Here is a 21,866-nt window from a genome sequence, read left to right as displayed (position 1 = left end):
GGAAAACAGACGTACTGCATTCATTATTGTTTTGGTTGGCGCAAATAGTAACTGTTGCACCTGTGGGAGACAATGTTATCGTGCGCGCAATAGAGACTGACCCGAGAATATTCGCCTACCATGAGCAGCAATCAACCCCTGATCGTTTCAGATATTGATGAAGGCCCGCAAACGCTGCAACAGAGGTTTCAGGAGTGGGGCTATCTGCATGTTAAAGGCTATGTAGCCAGTGAAGTCTGTGATCAATTGCTGGATGAATTGTTAGCGGTGCTGGCACCCTATATCGGTTTTGATCAACAGCAGCAAAAACCGGTTTTAACCGGGCCCGCCTTTGGTGAGACAGATCCGATCTGGGATAAGGTTTACCCTAAAATGCAGTCACTGGAATCCTTCCACAGTTTTTTTCATACCGACCCTATCGCCGCCTTAATGGATAAATTACAGGGCAAGCCCTCGTTTGTTTACCCAATTAAAATGGCGCGCATATCCACCCCCAATAATTTGGGCTTTGAAACACCGCCACACCAGGACGCGCACTCTCATAATGCAGGCCCAACGATGGCGGGTATCTGGGTTGCGCTGCATGATGTTAACGATCAGATGGGCCGCTTAAAAGTTTTACCCCGCTCCCATAAACACGGTGTTAGAAAGATTGGCCCGGCCGATGGTGTGGGCGGTGTGCAGTGTGAAATTTTCCCCGATGAAACAACCTGGCATGTCTCCGATGTAGAGCAGGGTGATGTGATTTTATTTCATTCCTGCACCATTCATAAAGCCGAGCCCAATACCGCCAAAGATCTGGTAAGGATTAGTATTGATACACGGTTTTGTGATTATGGTGCACCGGTGTTTTCAACCAATCTTGAGCCGCATCATGGGTGGCGGATTGAGGGCCTATGCTGGGAAAGTATTTACCAAAACTGGCAGCATAAAGAGCTGCAATATTACTGGCAGGATTATCCCAGTCTTTTCTAAGCGATAGCAAAAACCGGTTTATGGGGGCAAACTTCGACGAAAAAGCCCTGATTGACTTATATCTAAGCTAAAAAAGTGTACTTATTTCATTAAGTGACGGAAACCTTTACAGCTTCGGTTTGACTCGCCTTGCTTAACTCGAGAGAATAAAGCCCATAAATATAATAATGATCAGGCGTATTCCCATGCAGTACTCACTACAGAAACTAGTCTCTCTATTAACCTTGCTTATGCTTAGCCCGACGGCTTTTAGTGCGGTTATTTTATCGGGCGATATTGTATTAAGTGCACCGCCGCCAGCGTCTGCTGACCACGGTCAATTAGAGTCTTCAGATCATGCCTTTTTTTGGCAGGAGCAGCAGAACGTTGTGGTAACAGAGTCATTTTTTGTGACCGCACTGCCTTTCCAAAATAATCCTACCGGCGATTACGATAGTGGCAACGCCGCTATAGAAGCGACCTGGGGGGTAACCTGGGCGCCGGTACTTACGATAGTTATTATTTTCATGCGGATAAACAAGGCGCCAATGTCACCTTTACCGGCTCTATGACTTTTGAGCAGGCGATTGTTGGTATTATTTATAAGCAGTCAGAATTAGATGATACCGATGAAATGTTTGGTGCGGTTGGCACTGTCTATTCCGGCGGCGGCTCTGGCCGTATTTTTGAATTAGATGGGTCTAATAATTTCTTTACCTTGTCCCCCGATGCCAAGACGCTAAGCTTTAGTACCGTCGTTGCTCATAATATGGATGATATGCGTATACTGGTCGCCTCTCCTGTTCCGGTACCTGGAGCAGCATGGTTTATGGCTTCGGCTTTATTGGGTTTGGTAGGTTTTAAACGCAGGCAGTAATTTTTATTGCAGCAGATATAGCAACTCGTATTGCAACTCTTATTGCAACATTGCTTCAGAACAAAATGTATCTTTAATGGCAAATACCAAAAAACAGCACGATCAAATCCTCAGTGCTGTTATTGATAACTTCATGAGACTCGTTAGGTTGCACTGTCACCGTTGTTTGTGGTGATAACGGGATTTCTTTACCCTCTACAATAATGATCCCGCGGCCTGACTGCACAAAAAATACTTCGGTCATATTGGCATGGCTATGTGCCGGTGCTGTTTCACCCGGCGGAAAGATGGCCTGTGCAAATTGGCCCAGCTGCGGACAAACACTATTGTCCAAAATCTGCTTTTTTTGCACGCGGGGATTGTGGGAAACTTCAGTCCAGTCAAGTTTATCCAGTGAGGAAATAATCATCGCTAAACCTTTTTACTGAAGACTTTGGAATTACGTTGTAGATTATAGAGCTGCTTTTTCTTCTCCGGCAGTTGGTCCTGAGAAATTTCAACAAAGCCCAATTCCTGAAACCAGTGCGCCGTTTGTGTGGTTAATACAAACACACTGTCCAACTGTTTTTCTAACGCTTGCATTTCCAGTGCCGCTAATAATCTTTCGCCCCTATCTTCACCTCTGTAATCGGGGTGAGTGGCAACGCAGGCAATTTCACCAGAAGCAGAATCCGCATAAGGGTAGAGTGCCGCGCAGGCGACGATCATGCCGTCTCTTTCAATGACAGTAAATAATGAGATTTCATTCTCGAGCAATTCACGGGAACGTTTTACCAATGAGCCTTCAGCTTCCAACGGTTCAATTAATTCCAGAATGCCGCCGACATCATCAATGGTCGCCGTACGCAACTGCTCATAATGGTTCTGTGAGATTAATGTGCCGGAACCGTCTCTGGTAAAGAGTTCTTGTAGCAAGGCGCCATCATCGGTGTAGCTAACACAGTGGCAGCGGCTGATACCGTTTTCACCACTGTAGGCAATAGATCGTAATAGACGGGCGGTATCGCTATTATCACAATGCTCCAGCAAAAATTTAATATCACTCACCTGGCAGCTTTGTATCAGTGAGCCATTCATATCCCGCAAACCACTTTGCTCGGAAAACACAATCAGTTTGTCAGCTTCTAAGGCAATGGCGGTTTTAGTAGCTACATCCTCAAGGGATAAATTAAACACCTCGCCAGTGGGTGAATAACCGGTAGGTGAAAGCAGCACAATAGAGCCATCGTCCAATTGTTTTTGAATGCCGGCGGTATCGACTCTTCTAACGGTGCCGGTATGTTCAAAATCTACACCGTGGCGCACGCCAATCGGTTTGGCCACCACAAAGTTACCAGAGCATACGCGGATTTGTGCGCCATGCATGGGCGAATTGGCCAGGCCCATCGTGAGCAAGGCTTCAATTTGCGCTCTTACAGAACCGGCGGCATCTTTAACGCATTCCAGCGTTTGGCTATCGGTAATGCGCAGATCTTTTTCGATCCGTGTGCTTATACCTCTTAAGGCTGCCCGCTCTTCAATTTGTGGCCTGGCACCGTGGGCCAGAATCAATTTCACCCCAAGGCTATTGAGCAGGGCAATATCGTGAATGATATTGGCAAAGTTGGGGTGTGCAACCGCATCGCCACTAAACATCAGCACAAAGGTCTTCCCTCTATGCGCATTGATATAGGGCGCTGAGTTACGGAACCATTTAACGTAGTCTTTTGTGGGCATGGGGGTTCTTTGTATGTGTGCTATCAATAATGTAGGTTATTGTGCGGATTATTAGCGGCAAGGGCAAGGGGCGCAGTAGCCTTATAAACAAAAGCGCCCAATCAGTTGTTTTAACAAATCCACTGCAGGCTGTACCTGATTTAGGGCCATATACTCATTGGGCTGGTGGGCCTGGTCAATGGAGCCTGGCCCCAGCACAATGGTTTCCATACCTAACTGCTGGAGTAAAGGCCCTTCTGTGGCAAAGGCGACGGATTCAGCGCTGTGCCCCGTCAGTTGCTCTGCTGCCTTGACCAGTGCTGAATCAGCGTTTTGCTCAAAAGGAGCCAGGGGTTTGATCAGTGACCTTAAACTAATATTGACCTTAAGCTGTTTGGCCAGCGGCGCTAAGCGCTGAGAGATTTCGTGAGTCACATCATCATTATTCATTCCCGGCAGGGCGCGTACATCAAAATGCAATTCACACTGGCCGCAAATCCGGTTGGGGTTATCGCCGCCATGAATACAGCCAAGGTTAAGGGTGGGCACAGTGACTTTAAATAAAGGGTTGTTATAACGCGCTTGCAGCTCAGCGCGAAAGCTCAGTAAATCCGCCATCACCGTATGCATCGCCTCCATCGCATTATTACCCAGGCTTGGGTCTGAAGAGTGGCCTGCGCGGCCCTCAACAGTAATGGCATTCATCATCATACCCTTATGCATTCTGATCGGTTTTAAATCGGTCGGCTCACCAATCACGGCAAAGCGTGCTTTGGGTGCGCCCTGAGCTGCCAATTCCCTGGCACCGTCCATAGAGCTTTCTTCATCAGCGGTGGCGAGAATAATCAGCGGTTCTTTTAAGGGTTGTTCCAGAAAGGCTTTGGCGGCTTCGATAGCAATCGGAAAAAAGCCTTTCATATCCGTTGAGCCCAAGCCAAAGAGTTTATTGTCTTGTTCTGTCAGGCCAAGGGGGTTCATCGCCCAGCGTTCTTCATTAAAAGGGACGGTATCCGTATGCCCGGACAACACCAGCCCACCAGGTCCACTTCCCAGTGTAGCAATCAGATTGGCTTTATTTTTGTTACCTTCCAGAGGGATAACTTCACAGTCGAAGCCCAGAGTCGTTAACCACCCCGCGAGTTTGTCGATAACTTTACGGTTGCCCGTATCCCACTGTGCTGAGGTAGAGCTGACAGAGATTTCACGCAGTAGCTCGTTCATCATGGTGAGTAGGGGCGGTACGGTGGCTGGCATGGCTTATCCCATCAATTGGTCTATGGCAGATCATACTACTAAACGGGGATGGCAGGCATAAAAAAGGCGGCTAAAGCCGCCTTGATGGTTTATCACTTTGCTCTTAACTAAAGATACCCTTAAAGGTAAAGAAGAACAGAATGGCTAAACCGGCGCCCGCTGGCAAAGTAATTACCCAGGACATAAAGATACTGCCAACCACTCGCAGGTTCAGTGCACCAATACCTCGGGCCAAACCTACACCGAGCACAGCACCTACCAGCGTGTGCGTGGTAGAAATAGGTAAGCCTGTTGCAGAAGCAAATACCACGGTAGTAGCAGCACCCAGCTCAGCAGCAAAACCGCGGCTTGGAGTAAGTTCAGTAATTTTCTTACCGATAGTGGCCATTACCTTAAAGCCGTAAGTGGCTAAACCGATGACGATACCGCCACCGCCTAACAGCAAAATCCAGGGCGGAAGCGCAGATTTGCTGGCAATCTCACCACCACTGCCAATCACGCTGGCAATCGCCGCCAGTGGGCCAACCGCGTTGGCTACATCGTTGGAGCCGTGGGCAAACGCCATGGCACAGGCAGTAAAGATCATCAATATGGCAAAGACGCGTTCAACATTGCCAAAGCGGTTGGCATCTTCCGGAATCACTTCTTCTTTAACTTTGGTCAGCATGCCTTTACCAATGATGGCTACAATAATTCCGATAACAGCAGCAACAGGCAGAGCGTTGGCAAACTTGCTACCCAGGCCAAGGTCGACTTCAATGCCCAGATGTTTCAGGCCTTTTAATAAGGTCACCATGGCAATCATAAAGCCCACCGCAAACATATACATGGGCACATATTTTTTAGCATTTTGAAACGGCTTCTCGGTATTGAGTATCAGCTTTTGTACACTCATAAACAGGCCAAAAGAAATGGTGCCTGCCAGTACTGGCGAGACAACCCAGCTGGCAACGATGGTGCCCACTTTGCCCCAGTTAACCGCATCCACTGAAATACCCACGGCGGCAAAGCCTACCAGGGCACCAACAATCGAGTGGGTCGTGGACACCGGCCAGCCTTTCATACTGGCAATTAATAGCCAGGTACCGGCCGCGAGCAGGGCGGCCATCATCCCGTAGACCAATAACTCGGGAGAATTATTAATCAAGGCCGGGTCGAGGATGCCCTTGCGGATGGTGGAGGTGACCTCACCACCGGCGAGATAAGCGCCTGCAAACTCAAAGATCATGGCGATTAAAATCGCCTGCTTAATGGTCAGGGCTTTTGACCCTACCGAAGTACCCATCGCATTGGCAACATCATTGGCACCAACGCCCCAGGCCATAAAGAAGCCAAATAGACAGGCCATAATTAACAGTATTTGGCCGTGCTCAGCAATAATAGACATAGTTCTTTACCGAAAAAATTATTAGAAAGTGTTTGTTAACTGGCAAGCAGACGCTCTAAACGAGAGCCTACTTTCTGCGCGCGGTCAGCTAATTCGCCAACCCAGTCGATGATTTTGTACAAAAACATAACATCGACAGGTGGAAGGTCTTTTTCCAGCTTAAACAGCATGGCGCGGACTTTAACCTGAAGTTTGTCGTTTTTATTTTCCAAGCGGTCCAGCTCTTTGATCAGGTCTTCCACCACTTTGACTTCGCGGCCACGAAATCCGGTTTCTAATAATTCATCCATTTCCTGAATGGCTTTAAGGGCCTGGGCTGAGGTGGCAACGGCTTCTTGTACATACTCTGCCATTATTGGTGCCATTTTCTCAGGGATTGCCATTTTGCGCCCCAGCATAATGCCGGCAATATCTTTGGTGCAGTTGGCAATTTTGTCTTGCATGGTGACAAGGTCGAGCAAGTCGGAGCGGGGTACCGGCATAAACAGGCTCTTAGGCATATTCAGGCGGACTTGCTTTTTCAGCTTGTCGGCATCGCCTTCCAGTTTTGAGATCTGCTTTTGGATCTCTTTGGCCTTATCCCAGTCACCAGCAATGACCGCCTCAAAATAGCCGCTTAAATGTGTCGCGCAGCTATGGGCTGTTGCCATATGTTCCTGGATAGGTCTAATAGGGGATTGGCCAAATAAATTCCCGAAAGGGTTGCCTGCCATGGGGGGCTCCTACTGTAATATTAGTGTCATTATTTTTGCGCAGTATAGGGGGTTAATCACCACTAGGCTACTGTTCAGTTGGCCTAATTTAAAACCCGTAAATACGCCGTTTGTACCTCTATGACGGCTACTATATTTCAGAAATATGACAGTTTTGTTACAGTCGTTGTCAGGCTTTTGGTAATAGGCCACTTTCCACTAACAGCAAAGCTGTGACTAATATCACCAACCCCGCTGGCAGCCCTGTCATACTGGGCCATACTTAAGGGCTTATAGGCAAAATAGTGTAATTTGGGAGTTAGATTTACGTGGCAGGTTCGACAGATAGCGCAGTGTTTGGTGCCAGACAGGCAGAAAGGGCCCTTGATTTGCGGGGGGTGATGGATAATCTGCTGCGTGATGGGCGGATTAGCCAACAGGACCATGTGCAGCTGCTCAATGGTTCCCGCAGTCAGGAAGAGGCCCTTAAACACCCACTCAGCTATATTGCTGATCAAAACTTGAGCGATACCAGCCGCCCCGGCACCTCTCTCAATATAGATGCATTATTGGCCTGGCTGTCAGAGGCTAGCCAACAGCCCATCTACAATCTGGACCCCCTGAAAATCGATGTGCATGCCATTACCGAGGTTATGTCCTTTGAATTTGCCCGCCGGCATAAAATCCTGGCGGTCGATGTGACGGCCGATGAAGTGACCATTGCCAGTTGTGAACCTTACCTGAGTGCCTGGCAGTCCAATCTTGAGCATGTACTGCGCCGCACTATCAAGCGCGTGCTAATCGACCCCGCTGACCTTAAGCGTTATACCGTCGAGTTTTATTCCCTCTCTAAATCGGTACGTGGCGCATCGGGTAATACTAATACCAAACAGTTTGATGGCGTCACCAATTTTGAACAGCTATTAGAACTGGGGGATATGAAAGACCCCGATGCCAATGACCAGCATATCGTTAATATTGTCGATTGGATTTTACAGTACGCCTTTGACCAGCGTGCCAGTGATATTCATATCGAGCCTCGTCGTGAAATTGGCAATGTGCGTTTTCGCATTGACGGGGTGCTCTATAACGTTAGCGAATTTCCATTGCAGGTGGCGATGGCAATTACCAGCCGATTAAAAATTCTTGGGCGCTTAAATGTGGCCGAAAAACGCAAGCCTCAGGATGGTCGTTTAAAAACAGTGACCCCAGAAGGTAACGAAGTGGAATTACGTTTATCCACCTTGCCCACCGCCTTTGGTGAAAAAATGGTGATGCGGATTTTTGACCCCGATGTGCTACTGCGCAGTTTTGAGCAATTGGGTTTAGCCAATGAAGATTACAAGCGCTGGCATGGCATGATAGAAAAACCCCATGGCATTGTCTTAGTGACCGGCCCAACCGGTTCGGGAAAAACCACCACCCTTTATTCCAGTTTAAAACAATTGGCAACGTCAGAAGTTAATGTCTGCACCATCGAAGACCCCATCGAAATGATGGAAGACAGCTTTAACCAAATGCAGGTGCAACATAATATTGATTTGGATTTTGCCAGCGGTGTGCGGGCGTTGATGCGACAGGATCCGGATATAGTGATGATCGGTGAGATCCGTGATTTAGAAACGGCCGAGATGGCCATCCAGGCAGCACTAACAGGCCACTTGGTTTTATCTACTTTGCACACCAATGATGCCCCCAGTGCATTGACTCGATTATTGGAGTTGGGCGTGCCGCCCTATTTGTTAAAGGCGACAGTACTTGGGGTTATGGCCCAGCGTTTAGTCAGAACCTTATGTCCCCATTGCAAACAGCCAGATACCGTGAGCGAAGCGGATTGGAAATCATTGACCAGACCCTGGAAAGTCCCTGTGCCACAAACCATCTATCAACCCAAAGGGTGTTTGGAATGTCGCAATACCGGTTATCTGGGCCGTCAGGGTATTTATGAAATTTTATTATTATCTGACGATATTCAAGAGCATGTGGATGAGCGGGTGGATATAGAAAAAATACGCCAGCAGTCCATGAAAGAAGGTATGAAAACCTTATGCTTGTCCGGTGCACAAAAAGTGGCAGCCGGTGATACCACCATAGCCGAAGTGTTAAGAGTTGCGCCCCCAAGGAAATAAGGGCGCGTTTTATAGCGTATAGTGACTGCTGGAAACAAATCATGAAGGTGTTGGCGCCCGCAGATTTTCCACCGTTATTGTCGGAGCGTATTGATAATTATCGGCAGCAGTTTATCGATGCAAACCCTGATTACCTGACGTGGTTTGAACAGCAGATAGCCGATCCAGAATTTTCCGGTCAGCTTGATAGAGTCTGGTGCAGTAGCCAGTACGCTCTCAATATTTGTTGCCGTAAGCCCGCCTTATTTCGTGACCTGGTTGACAGCCAGATGTTGCAAGCTTCCTATCAGCAAACGAGCATTGACGAAAACCTCTCCCTGCTACTTGGCAATATCACAACACAAGAACAATTGGATAGCCTGCTGCGTATTAACCGTGGCCGGGAAATGCTAAGGATTATTTGGCGCGATATTAATCGTCTTGCTGACCTTGAAGAAACCACCCGCGATATATCTCTATTAGCGCAAGCCAGTATTCAGCAGGCACTGGCTTTTCATCATCAACAGTTGGCAGCGATTTATGGCCGGCCCATGGCCAGCATCGACGGCGTATTAACTGAGCAAACCCTGTTGGTTATTGGTATGGGAAAACTAGGCGCCTGGGAATTAAACTTATCGTCAGATATTGATTTGATTTTTTGCTACCCCCATCGCGGTGAAACCGACGGTGATAAAAAATCGTTGGACAATGGGGAATTTTTTACCCGGCTAGCGAGAAAATTAATTCAATCTATAGACCAGATAACAGTGGATGGTTTTGTCTTTCGGGTGGATATGCGATTGCGCCCCTATGGAGAAAGTGGTGCCTTGGTCACAAGTTTTAGTGCCATGGAACAATACTATCAGGACCAGGGTAGGGACTGGGAACGCTATGCGATGGTCAAGGCAAGAGTCGTCGCCGGTGAACCGCAGGCATCGGCACAGTTAACCACCTTATTGCGAGCGTTTACTTATCGTCGTTATATTGACTTCTCTGCCTTTGAGGCCTTGCGGGCGATGAAAAAAATGATTCGGCAAGAACTTAAGCGACGGCGCTTAGACAGTGATATCAAGCTGGGTGCCGGCGGTATTCGTGAGGTAGAGTTTATTGCTCAGAGTTTTCAATTAATTCGCGGAGGCAGGGAGAGAGAACTGCAAGAGCGTCGTCTGCAAACCGTATTGAACACCCTCGCAGAAAAAAATTATTTGCCCGCCGAAGCCGTGGCCGAGTTACAGGCCGCCTATATTTTTTTACGCAATACCGAACATGCCATGCAAGCGTTTAACGATCAGCAAACCCAGACCTTGCCGGTAGATGATTGGCCACGGGCTGCGCTGGCCATGGCATTGGGTTTTCAGCAGTGGCAGGCATTTAGCGAAGCACTTGCGGGACATAGAGCCAATGTCAGCCAACATTTTCAGCACATTATTGCGGAACAAACCGAGCCAGCCGTTGCTAACAAAACACCCCATTGGGACGATATCTGGTTGGGAGCCAGTGACGAAGCTCAGGCTCTGGGCTATTTAACGGCGGCGGGGCATGAAGATAGCGAGAACGTACTGGCAAGACTTCAGCACTTGCTTGATGACAAAATTGTCAGGCGTATGCCGCCGGTCAGCAGAGCGCGTCTGGACCAATTTATCCCTTTATTGTTACAAGCCGTGGCCAATACCGACAGCCCCTCATCGACGCTGCTGCGCATAATGCCTCTGGTTGAATCGGTATTGCGCCGCACGGCCTATATCGTATTACTGGTAGAAAACCCCGGTGCCTTAAAGCAATTGGTGATCCTCTGCGCGGGCAGCCCGCTGATTGCAGAAAAGCTGGCGAAGCAGCCTGTCTTATTAGACGAACTGTTGGATACCCGCTCGCTCTATCAGGTCCCGGAAAAAGAGGCCTTACGCCAACAGCTGCAACAGCAAATGCTGCGGGTGGGCTGGGATGACCTCGAAGCCCATATGGATGGCCTGCGATATTTTAAGCAAGCCCACCAACTACAGATTTCCGCCGCTGAGGTGACGGGCAAGCTGCCCTTAATGAAGGTGAGCGACTACCTAACTTTCATTGCCGAAGTCGTACTGGAACATGTCCTGGAGCTGGCCTGGTACAACCTGGTGGCCAAACATGGTCGGCCACAAAAAGCGGTTGGCATTGCCTGCGATAAGGACTTTATTATCGTGGCCTATGGCAAGCTTGGGGGCATTGAGCTGGGCCATGACTCAGATTTAGACCTGGTTTTTATCCATAATGCCGCCGCAGGCCTTACCACCGATGGTGATCGGCCGATCGATAACAGCCTGTTTTTCACCCGTCTGGGCCAGCGGATGATCCATATTATGACAGCCCGAACCCCCGCCGGTATGCTTTATGAGGTGGATATGCGCCTGCGACCCTCAGGCTCATCGGGGTTGCTGGTGTCTTCCCTGACCGCGTTTGCGGCCTACCAGAAGGGGGATGCCTGGACCTGGGAGCACCAGGCTTTGGTGCGGGCAAGGGTGGTGGCAGGCGATCAGCAGCTTGGCAAAGCCTTTGAAACACTGCGCCAACAGCTGCTCTGCCAGCCACGGGATGAAGGCAATTTAAAAGAGCAAGTGGGCGCTATGAGACAGAAGATGCGCGATCATTTGCTGCCAAAGGGGCTGGAACAGGCCAATCCGCCAATTTTTCACCTCAAACATGGCACTGGAGCTATCGTTGATATCGAATTTATGGTGCAATACGCGGTTCTGGCCTGGTCACACCAACACCCCGCATTAGCGGTATTTACGGACAACATCCGGATACTGGAAGCCCTACAACAAGCAGGGTTATTTTCCATCGCTGAGGCGGAGGCACTAACGGAAGCTTACAAGGCATACCGCGCCCACGCACACCGCTTGAGCTTGCAGCAGCAGGCCAGCGAAGTGCCATTGGCGGATTTTGCCCAGCACCGTGCTGCGGTGGTGACCAAATGGCTGCAAGTGATTGGCTGAGTAAGCCATGCTTAGGGTAGTTATGAGTCTAATAGTTATGAGTCAGTAGCTATATAGAAAGAAGAATTAATAGCAAGACGATTTGTTGTAAGGAGTAAGCTCTATGTCCATGGCCGACCGCGATGGCGTTATCTGGTTAGACGGTGAAATGGTTCCCTGGCGCGAAGCCAAAGTCCATGTGCTCACCCACACCCTGCATTATGGTTTGGGGGTGTTTGAGGGTGTGCGCGCTTATCACACCCAGAACAATGGCACCTGTATTTTTAAATTACAGGACCATACTGACCGCCTCTTTCGCAGTGCGCATATTTTGAACCTGCCTATTCCGTTTGAAAAAGAAGCGATTAATGAAGCGCAGCTAGCCGTGGTACGTGAAAACAATCTGGATGAAGCCTACCTTCGCCCCATGTGCTTTTATGGCTCAGAGGGTATGGGGCTACGTGCCGACAACTTGAAAGCCCATGTAATGGTCGCTGCCTGGGAATGGCCCTCTTATATGTCGCCAGAAGCCAAAGAGCAGGGCATTAAAGTGCGCACCTCATCTTATACGCGCCACCATGTTAATATCTCGATGTGTAAAGCCAAAGCCAATGGCCACTACATCAACTCCATGCTGGCGTTAAAAGAAGCGCTGGATAGTGGTTGTGAAGAAGCCTTGTTATTGGATAATGAAGGCTATGTTGCCGAAGGCAGTGGTGAAAATATTTTTGTCGTTCGCAATGATGTGATTTATACGCCGGAATTAACCAGTTGTTTGGATGGTATTACCCGTACCACAATCTTTACCCTGGCCGCTGAGCTGGGTTATGACATTAAAGAGAAGCGCATTACCCGCGATGAAGTCTATGTTGCCGATGAAGCGTTTTTTACGGGTACTGCCGCAGAAGTATTACCGATTCGTGAATTGGATGGTCGTATCATTGGTAACGGTGGCCGTGGCCCTATTACCGAAAAACTACAAACCATGTACTTTGATGCCGTTAAGGGCCGTCGTGAGCAAAATCTGGATTGGTTAGCTCCCGTCGCTAAATAGAAAAAGTCTTATGGCTTTAGCCGCAAAAAAAATCCTTATCGTTGGCCCATCCTGGGTCGGCGATATGGTGATGGCGCAATCGTTATTTATTGCCCTGAAACAACAACACCCCGAAGGCCATATTGATGTGCTGGCGCCCGCATGGAGCCTGCCTATTCTTGAGCGTATGCCAGAAGTCCGCAAGGGTATTGCCATGCCAGTGGGCCATGGCAAGTTAAACCTGGGGCTGCGTGTTGAAGTGGCTAACGCCCTGCAAGCAGAGCAATACGATCAGGCCATTTTATTACCCAACTCGTTAAAGTCAGCACTTATTCCCTGGCTGGCAAAAATTCCCGAGCGCACCGGCTGGCGGGGGGAAATGCGTTATGGTTTGTTAAACGATATTCGCTTGCTAAAAAAATCGGCTTATCCGTTAATGGTGCAGCGTTTTGTTGCCTTGGCCCATCAGCCCTTCACCCCGTTACCCGACGATCTACCCAGACCCTCTTTAGTGGTTGATGCTACACGCGCAGACGCTTTGCTAAAACATTATGGCTTTAACCAACAGCCCTTTATTGCCTTGTGCCCCGGGGCAGAGTTTGGCCCCGCCAAGCGCTGGCCGGAAAACCATTACGCTGCTGTTGCAGCCGCCTTTATTGAGCGTGGCTGGCAGGTGGCGTTATTTGGTTCTGCCAATGATATCGCCGTCACCGAATCAATTATTGCGTTGTTGCCAGATGCGCAGCAATCGGCCTGTATTAATTTGGCCGGGGAAACGGCATTGGCCGAGGCTGTTGATATACTTTCTGTCGCATCGGCAGTGGTCAGTAATGACTCGGGCCTAATGCATATAGCCGCAGCTTTAGCCCGGCCGATGGTGGTGGTTTACGGCTCTACCTCCCCGGACTTTACACCACCATTGAGTGATAATGTGGCGGTAGAAAAAATAGCGGTAGACTGTGGCCCCTGTTTTAAACGTGAGTGCCCGCTTAATGATAATCCCATGCACTGCTTAAAAGACTTAACACCGCAGCGAGTGATAACGGCGCTGGATACCTTGTTATGAACCGCCCAGCTGACCCACAGTGGACAGATTTTTTGGCGCCAGCCTTTTGGCCAACCTGGCTGGTGTTAGCTGTGATGCGGCTGGTCGCTTTATTACCTTTTCAGCTCGGTTTGGCGGTTGGTAGCTGGCTGGGTTCTTTGTTATATCGATTGGCAACCAAACGCCGACGGGTTACAGAAGTCAATATTGCTCTGTGTTTTAAAGAATTATCTGCCCAGGAACAAACCCGGTTAGTAAAAGATGTGTTTAAGGCTAACGCCATTGGTCTTATAGAAACTGCCTGGGCCTACTGGGGTAATCCGCAAAGCATCGAAAAAAGAACCACCTTTGTCGGTTTTGAATTATTAGAACAAGCCCTTAAGCAAGAAAAAGGTGTCGTTTTATTAGGGGGGCATTTTAGTACCCTGGACTTGGGGGGCTTATTATTTTCTTTTTACGGCCAGGCGTTTGATTGTGTCTATCGCCCCCACAATAATCCGCTGATGGATTATTGGATTTGTAAAAAACGCAGCCGGTTTACTAAAGTGGTCGACCGGAAAAAATTTCGTGAACTACTGCGTGATATGAGAAAAAATCGCTGTATTTGGTATGCTCCCGATCAGGATTTTGGTAGCAAAGGTGCCGTGTTTGTTCCCTTCTTTGGCCAGCCTGCGGCAACCATCGTGGCAACGTCAAAAATGGTGCGCTTAAATAACTCACCTATTTTGATGTTGGCCCATTACCGTAACAAAGATAATTCCGGCTACACCATAGAATGTAGCGCGGTACCGGATTTTCCCTCTGGTGATGAAACTAACGATGCATTAATAGTTAATCAGGTTTTAGAAACAGCTATCCGCAAAGCGCCAGAACAATATATGTGGGTACACAAACGGTTTAAAACCCAGCCTGATGGCAACCAAAAACTGTATAAAGCGGCGGGTTGCTAATGAAGATTGCCCTGTGCTTATTCAAGTATTTTCCCTATGGTGGCTTGCAAAGAAATTTTTTGGCGATTGCTGAAGAATTACTTAAGCGAGATCATGACATTACTGTCTATACCGGTGAGTGGGAAGGGGATTGCCCCAGCGACTTGCAGCTAACATTGCTACCCGTAAAGGCATCTACCAACCATGGCCGCAATAAGCAGTTCTACCAGTTACTGAGTAGCTGCCTGCAACAAAACCCAGTGGATGTGGTTGTTGGCTTTAATAAAATGCCCGGTTTGGATATCTATTATTGCGCTGATACCTGCTTTGCAGCCAAGGCCTATGAAGAAAAAAATTGGCTCTATCGTTTAAGCCCCCGCAGTTGTTGGTCTATCCGCTATGAGCGGGCGGTATTTTCCAAGACCTCGCACACAGAGATTTTATTATTATCAGCCGATCAGGGAAAAGCGTTTAATCACTACTATGAAACGCCCGACCATCGTATGCACTTAATGCCCCCCGGCATTAGCCGGACGAGGGTGCGCAGCGAAGACAGCGACTTAAAAGCTGCAAAGCTTAGGCAGCAATTGGCGATTGCTAGTGATGAAAAGGTTATTGCCTTTCTTGGCTCAGACTATAAAAGAAAAGGTCTGGATAGATTATTAAAGGCCGTTGCAGCCCTGCCTGCGGATACACTGGAAAAAACCAGAGTGCTGGTTATCGGTCGGGATAAGCGGATGAAAGACTATGAAGCACAGGCCGTTAAATTAGGTATTCGTGATCATATTATTTTTGTAGGCCAGAGAGATGATGTGCCAGAACTGCTGTTTGCCTCCGATTGCCTGGCCCATCCAGCCTATCTGGAAAACACCGGTAACGTATTGCTGGAAGCGGTTGTAGCGGGCCTGCCGGTGTTGTGTAGCGGTGTGTGTGGCTATGCTTTTTATATTCGCGATAATAATTTGGGTGCAGTGACACCAGAGCCCTTTAAGCAGAGTGTTATGAATGAGCAATTGGCAACACTATTGGCCAGTGACACTGACTGGCGTAAACGGTGTTTAGCTTTTGCTCAATCGGCAGATATCTACTCTCGGCCGCTAAGAATTGCTGAGAAGATAGAAGCTATAGGGGCAGAATTATGTCAGTGACTATCCGTTCTGAGCGTGTGCGCAGCTGGCTGGGGGCTGCGGACCCATTTGAGAAAATAAAAGCGATTAAAGGCCTGGTCGTCAGGTCTAAAGAAGGGCGCACCACCCAGCGTTTTGAGATCGATAATCAGGGTTTTTACGTCAAGCTGCATGAAGGTATTGGTTGGAAGGAAGTGATCAAAAACCTGCTACAGCTGAGGCTGCCAGTTACTGGTGCCAGCAATGAATGGCTGGCCATTAACCGGTTTCATGATCTTGGCCTGGATACCCTTAATGCCGTTGCTTTTGGCAAAAAAGGCTTTAATCCGGCCAGTCAAACCTCCTTTGTTATGACCGAAGAGTTGACCCAAACAATAAGCCTGGCGAAATATGCAGAGCGTTGGCCGGAGCAGCCGCCGGCGTTTTTGCATAAGAAAGCACTGATTGAAAAAGTTGCTGAAATATCCAGAATCATGCACAGTAACGGGATAAACCACCGCGACCTCTATATATGCCACTTTTTGCTGGATATTGCCTCTGGTCAACAGGCCCAGCAGGCCGAGGCTATACGTTTATTTGTTGTCGATTTACACCGTGCACAAATTCGGTCACAGGTGCCCCGTCGCTGGTTGGTCAAGGATGTGGGTAGCATCTATTTCTCAGCCTTGGATATTGGCCTGACAAAAGGTGATGTTTACCGTTTTTTACGTGGTTACTATCAAATGCCACTGCGAGACATTTTTAATAATAATGGCGATTTTTTGAGCGCTGTAGAACGCCGAGCGGTCAATCTTTATCGGAGAGATTTTAAGCGTACCCCGGTACTGATTAAATAAATATTGAGTAACTAGATCTATGAAAGATTATGGCCCCAATCCGGGGATGTTCCGAAAGTGGTTGAGAAATTATAAGGTTTCAAGGCATCGCCCTAAAATTTGGCGCTTACCCGAGCCCGATATTGCCTATATCAAAGTGACCAAAGTGGCATCGACCTCTATTGAGCTGACTTTATCACGGCATCTGCATGCTACCTTGGGTACAGGGGATGTCGATGAGGTGACACCCAAACTGGTACGCCAGTACGCCGATCAATATGCGCAGCACCTCAAAGTAAAAGATTTTATGGCGTCTAACAAACCGCCTTTTACCTTCGCTTTTGTAAGAAATCCTTTAGACCGCTTGGTATCAAGCTATACCGATAAAATTTTAGATGTACGAAATGCCGGTAAGAGTAAAAATATATTCTGGAATCTGGATATTAATCTGGATATGAGCTTTGAGGACTTTGTTGAGCGTGTCGCTGAAATACCCGATGAAAAAATTGACCGCCACTTGAGAGCCCAGTCTTATTTTCTTTGCAACAATGGCCAGGTTATCCCGGACTTTATTGGTCGATTTGAAAAAATGTCAGAGGACTGGTCTGAGCTGGCCGCGCGGTTTGGTTTGCCAGAACTGCCCCATAAAAATAAATCAACAAAATCTAAAAGCAAGACCATCTATACGTTGAAGTCTGCGCAAATGGCAGCTGAACGTTATCAAGAAGATATTGAAAACTTTGGCTATGGGGATGATGTAGAGGCATTAATAGCGTCACTCAAGTAAATTAGGGTTAATGTTTTGACAATGAATGTCTTTAACAACGAACCGGCTTTATACACCAAGCTGGATCTCCAGTGTAGCGACGGCTCGTTGTTAAGAGGTGCCTTGCTTGATGGCTATGATTTGCTGCTGGAAAAATTGGCTGGCGGAGTTATGCCTGTCTTTGACGGTATTGACCTGCTGAAAGAAGAATCATCAAGACAGGTTTTTATTGGCAGCCTGGCTGATGGAAACAAAGTGTTCACCAAAATGTATCGGGAAAATGGTTTTTTGGCTTGGATGACCAGGATGATGTTTTCAAGTAAGGCCGAGCGTTCTCACCGCAGGGTGAAAACCTTATTGAATTGCGGTCTGCAAACACCGAGCTCGATAGGCTATCTCAATGAATATAATGGGCAAACATTTCGCTCATACCATTTTAGTGAATATATTGATGGTGTAGAGACATTAGAAGGCGCTTTGAGGGGCGGGGATTCAGAACAGACGCTGATAACGAGCTGGATAGACAGCATTATTTCACAGCTTTCGTCTCTGCACGGGGCTGGTTATTGCCATGGTGATACCAAGCTGAGCAATTTCTTGTGTAAGGGGGTTGACGTTTATTTTGTAGACCTTGATGGCGTAGGCAAGATATCAAAAAAGAGAACACCTGAGCGGGATATTGCCCGATTTATTGTCGGTTTATCGGAAATAAACGAATTGGATATTAATTATAAAAAGCTAATCGCCGATTACAAAGCCTTGGCACAATCGGGTGAGCAGCTAATAATTTGGAAAATTGAAACTTTAGTGAAGAAGTTTCAACATAACCATAAGATAAAGTATGGCCGAGAGCCTGCTTATATTGAGTTGAATGCTTAATGAATATTTTCCGAAGATTTATCAAAAAAGTTATGGTGCGCTTTTACCGCGTCAAAAATTATCTGTCCCCAAGCCATGGTCCGGCCAATGCGGTATTTATCTGGATACCTAAAAATGCGGGTACCAGTACCTTTGATGTCCTTCGTAGAGAGGCGGGTTTTTTAAAGCTTAAGCGTATGCCGGAGTTGACTAGTCATTTCAAGCAAAAGGGCAGGGTGTCATTTGCGCATATCGACTATCAGGCTTTGCGCTCTAATGGCCATGTCAGTGATGAGTTTGACCAGACGGCGTTTAAGTTTTGTTTTGTCCGTGACCCCTATGAGCGGGTGGTTTCCTTATACCATTACTTTCTTAAGGATGAGCGAATAGGCGGAAATACAACCTTTCTTGAATTTTGCCAGTTATTAAAAAACACCGAGATTGAACCCATTGGCCTTTATAACTATTCGGGCCTGAGTCAGTGTAATCCGCAGGTGCGGTGGTTGGATGGTATGAAAATGGACTTTGTGGGGCGCTACGAAGACCTTGAGGCTGACTTTACCCGGTTAGCCAAAGAGTTTAGTGTCGTTGCCACCTTGCCCAATTTGAATCGGGCACGTTTTTATCGGCTCAATGAGTATTACTGCGCTGAGTCTAAGGCGATAGTAGAAGATTATTACCGTGAAGACTTTGTCGCTTTTGATTATAAAATAAGAGAAATAAAATAAGTGGGGATTAGGCCGGTTTATGTTTGATGTTGTTACATACCGATTGCAGCAAGTAGAACGTTTTCTTAATACTTCAGGGGCCAGATTGACGGCCTTTTTTGCTGTTTTATTAGCGGTGACTTTTGTGTTGCGTTTATGGCAATACGGCTGGGCAGTTAATGATGATGGCGCACTATATCTTTACGCCGCCAAAAATTTTATTGACCAAGGGGCGATGGCAGCATTCCAAACCTATGAATGGGCGTATTATTCAATCGTTGTTGCCTATGTCGATATGCTTTTTTTTAATAATCTGGTCATTAGTGGGTGGGTTTTAAATTTCCTGTTACAAACTGGCCAGATCTATTTTTTATATAAAATATGCAAGGCTTTTCATCTTCAAAAACCGAGGCTGTTTTGGGTTCTGGTTCTATTTATCATCTCGATTAGCTTTCATAATTTCCGCAATTACTTAATGCGAGACCAGGGTTATATCCTATGTGTGATGGCGGGTGTTTATTTTAGCCTGGTGTTTCTGGATAAAAAGAATACAGCCTCTCTTTTGCTATTTTTCGTATCATTTATATTGGCAGCCTTATTTCGTATAGAGGCTTTTTTATTGCTTGTTGTAGGCTTTGCGGCAATTACGGTGCTAACTAAAGAATATGCAATGAGTATGATTGCAGCCACAATAGCACTGATTTTACTGGCTATTTCCCTTCTCGTATTAAGTAACATCTCTAGCGTAGATTTTGCTGGCCATTTTCTGAGGAAATTCCCTGATATGGCCGCCCATTTTTCTAATCAGCAAGAGATTTTGGAGAGCCAATTATTGCCAAAACACTGGCATGATTATAGTGGGGCTTCATTATTTGGTTTGTTTTTTTTCAGCTATATTATTTATCTATTGAACTCAATCTCTATCTATTTATTAGCTTACTTCTACATCGGCAAAGTTCAGTTTAACCCTGCTAAGATTTTATTAGCGGTCTATGCTCTTACCGTTGTATTTTATTGTCTGGCTTTTCTATTTAGCCGTAGTTTTTTAGTTTTCAGATATAATCTGCCGCTAACCTATCTGCTGACGACCGTTGCTATTGTTCTGGTACTGTCGGCCAGTGCTCGTAGGGCCCGTTTAGCTAGGGCCGTATTGGTTTTGTTTATTGCTGTATCACTGGTTAAGGTTATGGATGCCCCCTCAGGCAGCAAGCGTTATCTGCTGGAGGCGCAAGGTTTTGTTGAGACAATGGGCCTTGAAGGTAGCCAGGTACAATCCAATACCTTACAGATATCGCTGATCAATGGTGTGGACTTTAATTCTGCGATGAAATTTAAGAACAGACTTTATCTCCTTCCCGCCAACCTTAAAAAGCCACTTAAACCGGAAGTGGCCGTTGTCTATTATGGAAAGGTCTCCCAAGAGCTGGAAATCTCTGATAGTAATTGTCTGGTATACCAAAAGAAACATCGCAGCCGTTTAATCAGTGTTTACACTGCAAAAAACGAATACTGTCTATCTGGTGAGACTTAGTGCTTGTTGTTAGTATAAATTTTACTGTAAACAACATCAGGGGATAGTGATTGCAGGCAGCTAATATCCCTGCCACATATTTGTTTGCTACAAGCTTCCAGGCAGGGAATGTCAGAGCGAAGAATCTGGCTATTCGTAGACAATGGTGACCATAGGCTATCGTCGGTAGGGCCAAACAAGCTGTAAACCCTGGTCGTGGTCGTTGCCATTAAATGGGTCGGCCCGGAGTCATTGCCTATCATGCATTCGCTGATAAAGCCCAAATGAATCGTTTCTATTAGGCTAAACACCTGAAAGCCATTAATCGGTGAAATGTCTTTGCTTGCCATAATGGCATCAACTTCCGGCTTATCTATTCCTGCGCCGATCAGTAGAACCTGCTTATTATCTTTTTCAAGTCTTGATATGAGTTGCTGCCAGTGTTCACTTGGCCAAAGCTTGTACTCTTTGCCTGCCCCTGGATGAATAACGACTAAAGCCCGGTCGCTATCCACGTTTAATTGCTGCAGTTTACGCTTTACTTCGTTCATGGTTGCTGCGTGTTGAGGTGCCTTAAGTGTAGCGGCCTCAAGTTGGCCCAGCAGAGGAGTAAACGGTAGTAAATAATAATCCACCTGATGCTGAGGTTTTAAGTTGCTGTCTTTGTCACACCAGTGATACTTGCTCTTCAGTTTGGGGCGGCTATAAAAAGCAGATATAAATCGGGCGCCTGATAGCTTGGCAATGGTATAGGACTCGCCATGACCATAGAGGTCAACGGCAGTATCGATATGGCGACGTCGTAACTGAATAAACAGGCGAGCAAAGAGGCTGGCCTTTTTCCATAGTGACAGCTTGGCGCCCCTGATATTGCAGGGGATAAACTCAACCTCTGGTAAATAGTACCTGGCCAGTGATAGTAGGTGGAAATCAATAACACAGACCATTGATTGTTGGGGCGATAGGGCTTGATGCGCGGCCTTTATGGCGTAGAGGCTAACTAACAGGTTGCCAATATGGCGATCGGTCATCACCACCAATACATTGGAAAAATTAGCTGCTGGGGCCTGATTCATGGTGGGGGGGTAGTCTCCAGGATTGTTGAGCCTGCTAAATGGCAGCTTTGATAAGCAAACAGCAATCATACCGACATAATCA

20 protein-coding genes are annotated in these 21,866 nt (G+C 47.2%); 14 read left to right on the top strand and 6 right to left on the bottom strand.

Annotation, left to right across the window (positions count from 1 at the left end; genetic code table 11):
• Positions 1-120 precede the first annotated feature (120 nt).
• The 3 genes from BST96_RS07120 (at position 121) to BST96_RS07110 (ending at position 1,831) form a co-directional block, all read left to right on the top strand.
• A complete protein-coding gene (locus tag BST96_RS07120; RefSeq protein WP_085758033.1) occupies positions 121-975 on the top strand; it encodes a phytanoyl-CoA dioxygenase family protein in 855 nt (284 codons plus the stop codon).
• A 185-nt stretch (positions 976-1,160) separates the two neighbouring features.
• Positions 1,161-1,526 (top strand): hypothetical protein, encoded by a 366-nt coding sequence (locus BST96_RS07115; RefSeq protein ID WP_085758032.1) that lies wholly within the window; start codon positions 1,161-1,163, stop codon positions 1,524-1,526.
• On the top strand, positions 1,523-1,831 hold the full coding sequence (locus BST96_RS07110; protein ID WP_085758031.1) for a VPLPA-CTERM sorting domain-containing protein: 309 nt from the start codon (positions 1,523-1,525) through the stop codon (positions 1,829-1,831). Before BST96_RS07115 ends, BST96_RS07110 begins: the two co-directional genes overlap by 4 nt.
• 73 nt (positions 1,832-1,904) lie before the next feature.
• Here BST96_RS07110 and BST96_RS07105 read toward each other — a convergent pair whose 3' ends face one another.
• From BST96_RS07105 to BST96_RS07085, 5 genes are all read right to left on the bottom strand, one after another.
• Positions 1,905-2,240: a cupin domain-containing protein gene (locus BST96_RS07105; protein ID WP_085758030.1), complete on the bottom strand. Its 336-nt coding sequence runs from the start codon at positions 2,238-2,240 to the stop codon at positions 1,905-1,907.
• Between the two features lie 2 nt (positions 2,241-2,242).
• On the bottom strand, positions 2,243-3,547 hold the full coding sequence (argA, locus tag BST96_RS07100; protein WP_085758029.1) for an amino-acid N-acetyltransferase: 1,305 nt from the start codon (positions 3,545-3,547) through the stop codon (positions 2,243-2,245).
• An 81-nt stretch (positions 3,548-3,628) separates the two neighbouring features.
• Complete coding sequence (gene argE, locus BST96_RS07095) at positions 3,629-4,780, bottom strand: acetylornithine deacetylase (protein WP_085758028.1); 1,152 nt, start codon at positions 4,778-4,780, stop codon at positions 3,629-3,631.
• Between the two features lie 103 nt (positions 4,781-4,883).
• On the bottom strand, positions 4,884-6,167 hold the full coding sequence (locus tag BST96_RS07090; RefSeq protein WP_085758027.1) for an inorganic phosphate transporter: 1,284 nt from the start codon (positions 6,165-6,167) through the stop codon (positions 4,884-4,886).
• Positions 6,168-6,202: 35 nt separating this feature from the next.
• A complete protein-coding gene (locus BST96_RS07085; protein WP_085758026.1) occupies positions 6,203-6,880 on the bottom strand; it encodes a TIGR00153 family protein in 678 nt (225 codons plus the stop codon).
• A 308-nt stretch (positions 6,881-7,188) separates the two neighbouring features.
• Between BST96_RS07085 and tfpB the strand changes: the two genes are divergently transcribed.
• The 11 genes from tfpB to BST96_RS07030 all read left to right on the top strand — a co-directional run bounded on the left by tfpB (position 7,189) and on the right by BST96_RS07030 (position 20,729).
• Positions 7,189-8,988 carry a type IV pilus assembly ATPase TfpB gene (tfpB, locus tag BST96_RS07080; RefSeq protein ID WP_476703807.1) on the top strand — a complete coding sequence of 600 codons (1,800 nt, stop codon included), beginning with the start codon at positions 7,189-7,191 and terminating at the stop codon, positions 8,986-8,988.
• 41 nt (positions 8,989-9,029) lie between these two features.
• Positions 9,030-11,939, top strand: coding sequence for a bifunctional [glutamate--ammonia ligase]-adenylyl-L-tyrosine phosphorylase/[glutamate--ammonia-ligase] adenylyltransferase (gene glnE, locus BST96_RS07075; protein WP_085758025.1), 2,910 nt, complete (start codon positions 9,030-9,032; stop codon positions 11,937-11,939).
• 103 nt (positions 11,940-12,042) lie between these two features.
• Positions 12,043-12,972: a branched-chain amino acid transaminase gene (locus BST96_RS07070; RefSeq protein ID WP_085758024.1), complete on the top strand. Its 930-nt coding sequence runs from the start codon at positions 12,043-12,045 to the stop codon at positions 12,970-12,972.
• Between the two features lie 10 nt (positions 12,973-12,982).
• On the top strand, positions 12,983-14,017 hold the full coding sequence (waaF, locus tag BST96_RS07065; protein WP_085758023.1) for a lipopolysaccharide heptosyltransferase II: 1,035 nt from the start codon (positions 12,983-12,985) through the stop codon (positions 14,015-14,017).
• Positions 14,014-14,946 carry an LpxL/LpxP family Kdo(2)-lipid IV(A) lauroyl/palmitoleoyl acyltransferase gene (lpxL, locus tag BST96_RS07060; RefSeq protein ID WP_085758022.1) on the top strand — a complete coding sequence of 311 codons (933 nt, stop codon included), beginning with the start codon at positions 14,014-14,016 and terminating at the stop codon, positions 14,944-14,946. The genes waaF and lpxL overlap by 4 nt, the downstream gene beginning before the upstream one ends.
• Complete coding sequence (locus BST96_RS07055) at positions 14,946-16,073, top strand: glycosyltransferase family 4 protein (RefSeq protein WP_085758021.1); 1,128 nt, start codon at positions 14,946-14,948, stop codon at positions 16,071-16,073. The genes lpxL and BST96_RS07055 overlap by 1 nt, the downstream gene beginning before the upstream one ends.
• A complete protein-coding gene (rfaP, locus tag BST96_RS07050; RefSeq protein WP_085758020.1) occupies positions 16,064-16,888 on the top strand; it encodes a lipopolysaccharide core heptose(I) kinase RfaP in 825 nt (274 codons plus the stop codon). The genes BST96_RS07055 and rfaP overlap by 10 nt, the downstream gene beginning before the upstream one ends.
• Positions 16,889-16,907: 19 nt before the next feature.
• Positions 16,908-17,654: a sulfotransferase family protein gene (locus tag BST96_RS07045; protein WP_085758019.1), complete on the top strand. Its 747-nt coding sequence runs from the start codon at positions 16,908-16,910 to the stop codon at positions 17,652-17,654.
• A 21-nt stretch (positions 17,655-17,675) separates the two neighbouring features.
• Positions 17,676-18,512, top strand: coding sequence for a lipopolysaccharide kinase InaA family protein (locus BST96_RS07040; RefSeq protein WP_085758018.1), 837 nt, complete (start codon positions 17,676-17,678; stop codon positions 18,510-18,512).
• The gene (locus BST96_RS07035; protein ID WP_085758017.1) at positions 18,512-19,219 is read left to right on the top strand and encodes a sulfotransferase family 2 domain-containing protein; all 708 of its coding nucleotides are present in this window, start codon (positions 18,512-18,514) and stop codon (positions 19,217-19,219) included. Before BST96_RS07040 ends, BST96_RS07035 begins: the two co-directional genes overlap by 1 nt.
• A gap of 19 nt (positions 19,220-19,238) precedes the next feature.
• The gene (locus BST96_RS07030) at positions 19,239-20,729 is read left to right on the top strand and encodes a hypothetical protein (RefSeq protein WP_085758016.1); all 1,491 of its coding nucleotides are present in this window, start codon (positions 19,239-19,241) and stop codon (positions 20,727-20,729) included.
• Here the strand turns inward: BST96_RS07030 and BST96_RS07025 are convergent.
• The gene (locus BST96_RS07025) at positions 20,726-21,784 is read right to left on the bottom strand and encodes a glycosyltransferase family 9 protein (protein ID WP_169713942.1); all 1,059 of its coding nucleotides are present in this window, start codon (positions 21,782-21,784) and stop codon (positions 20,726-20,728) included. The two genes, BST96_RS07030 and BST96_RS07025, sit on opposite strands and share 4 nt — an antisense overlap.
• Positions 21,785-21,866 lie beyond the last annotated feature (82 nt).

It is taken from the genome of Oceanicoccus sagamiensis (assembly GCF_002117105.1).
GTDB lineage: Bacteria > Pseudomonadota > Gammaproteobacteria > Pseudomonadales > Dasaniaceae > Oceanicoccus > Oceanicoccus sagamiensis.
The sequence above is the reverse complement of the archived record's forward strand: the minus strand, read 5'-3'. Positions and strand labels throughout refer to the sequence as shown.

What these genes read in the sequence shown, in the direction of transcription:
- BST96_RS07120 (WP_085758033.1), top strand. Translation starts at nt 121, where the DNA reads ATGAGCAGCAATCAACCCCTGATCGTTTCAGATATTGATGAAGGCCCG.
- BST96_RS07115 (WP_085758032.1), top strand. Translation starts at nt 1,161, where the DNA reads ATGCAGTACTCACTACAGAAACTAGTCTCTCTATTAACCTTGCTTATG.
- BST96_RS07110 (WP_085758031.1), top strand. Translation starts at nt 1,523, where the DNA reads ATGACTTTTGAGCAGGCGATTGTTGGTATTATTTATAAGCAGTCAGAA.
- BST96_RS07105 (WP_085758030.1), bottom strand. Translation starts at nt 2,240, where the DNA reads ATGATTATTTCCTCACTGGATAAACTTGACTGGACTGAAGTTTCCCAC.
- argA (WP_085758029.1), bottom strand. Translation starts at nt 3,547, where the DNA reads ATGCCCACAAAAGACTACGTTAAATGGTTCCGTAACTCAGCGCCCTAT.
- argE (WP_085758028.1), bottom strand. Translation starts at nt 4,780, where the DNA reads ATGCCAGCCACCGTACCGCCCCTACTCACCATGATGAACGAGCTACTG.
- BST96_RS07090 (WP_085758027.1), bottom strand. Translation starts at nt 6,167, where the DNA reads ATGTCTATTATTGCTGAGCACGGCCAAATACTGTTAATTATGGCCTGT.
- BST96_RS07085 (WP_085758026.1), bottom strand. Translation starts at nt 6,880, where the DNA reads ATGGCAGGCAACCCTTTCGGGAATTTATTTGGCCAATCCCCTATTAGA.
- glnE (WP_085758025.1), top strand. Translation starts at nt 9,030, where the DNA reads ATGAAGGTGTTGGCGCCCGCAGATTTTCCACCGTTATTGTCGGAGCGT.
- BST96_RS07070 (WP_085758024.1), top strand. Translation starts at nt 12,043, where the DNA reads ATGTCCATGGCCGACCGCGATGGCGTTATCTGGTTAGACGGTGAAATG.
- waaF (WP_085758023.1), top strand. Translation starts at nt 12,983, where the DNA reads ATGGCTTTAGCCGCAAAAAAAATCCTTATCGTTGGCCCATCCTGGGTC.
- lpxL (WP_085758022.1), top strand. Translation starts at nt 14,014, where the DNA reads ATGAACCGCCCAGCTGACCCACAGTGGACAGATTTTTTGGCGCCAGCC.
- BST96_RS07055 (WP_085758021.1), top strand. Translation starts at nt 14,946, where the DNA reads ATGAAGATTGCCCTGTGCTTATTCAAGTATTTTCCCTATGGTGGCTTG.
- rfaP (WP_085758020.1), top strand. Translation starts at nt 16,064, where the DNA reads ATGTCAGTGACTATCCGTTCTGAGCGTGTGCGCAGCTGGCTGGGGGCT.
- BST96_RS07045 (WP_085758019.1), top strand. Translation starts at nt 16,908, where the DNA reads ATGAAAGATTATGGCCCCAATCCGGGGATGTTCCGAAAGTGGTTGAGA.
- BST96_RS07040 (WP_085758018.1), top strand. Translation starts at nt 17,676, where the DNA reads ATGAATGTCTTTAACAACGAACCGGCTTTATACACCAAGCTGGATCTC.
- BST96_RS07035 (WP_085758017.1), top strand. Translation starts at nt 18,512, where the DNA reads ATGAATATTTTCCGAAGATTTATCAAAAAAGTTATGGTGCGCTTTTAC.
- BST96_RS07030 (WP_085758016.1), top strand. Translation starts at nt 19,239, where the DNA reads ATGTTTGATGTTGTTACATACCGATTGCAGCAAGTAGAACGTTTTCTT.
- BST96_RS07025 (WP_169713942.1), bottom strand. Translation starts at nt 21,784, where the DNA reads ATGAATCAGGCCCCAGCAGCTAATTTTTCCAATGTATTGGTGGTGATG.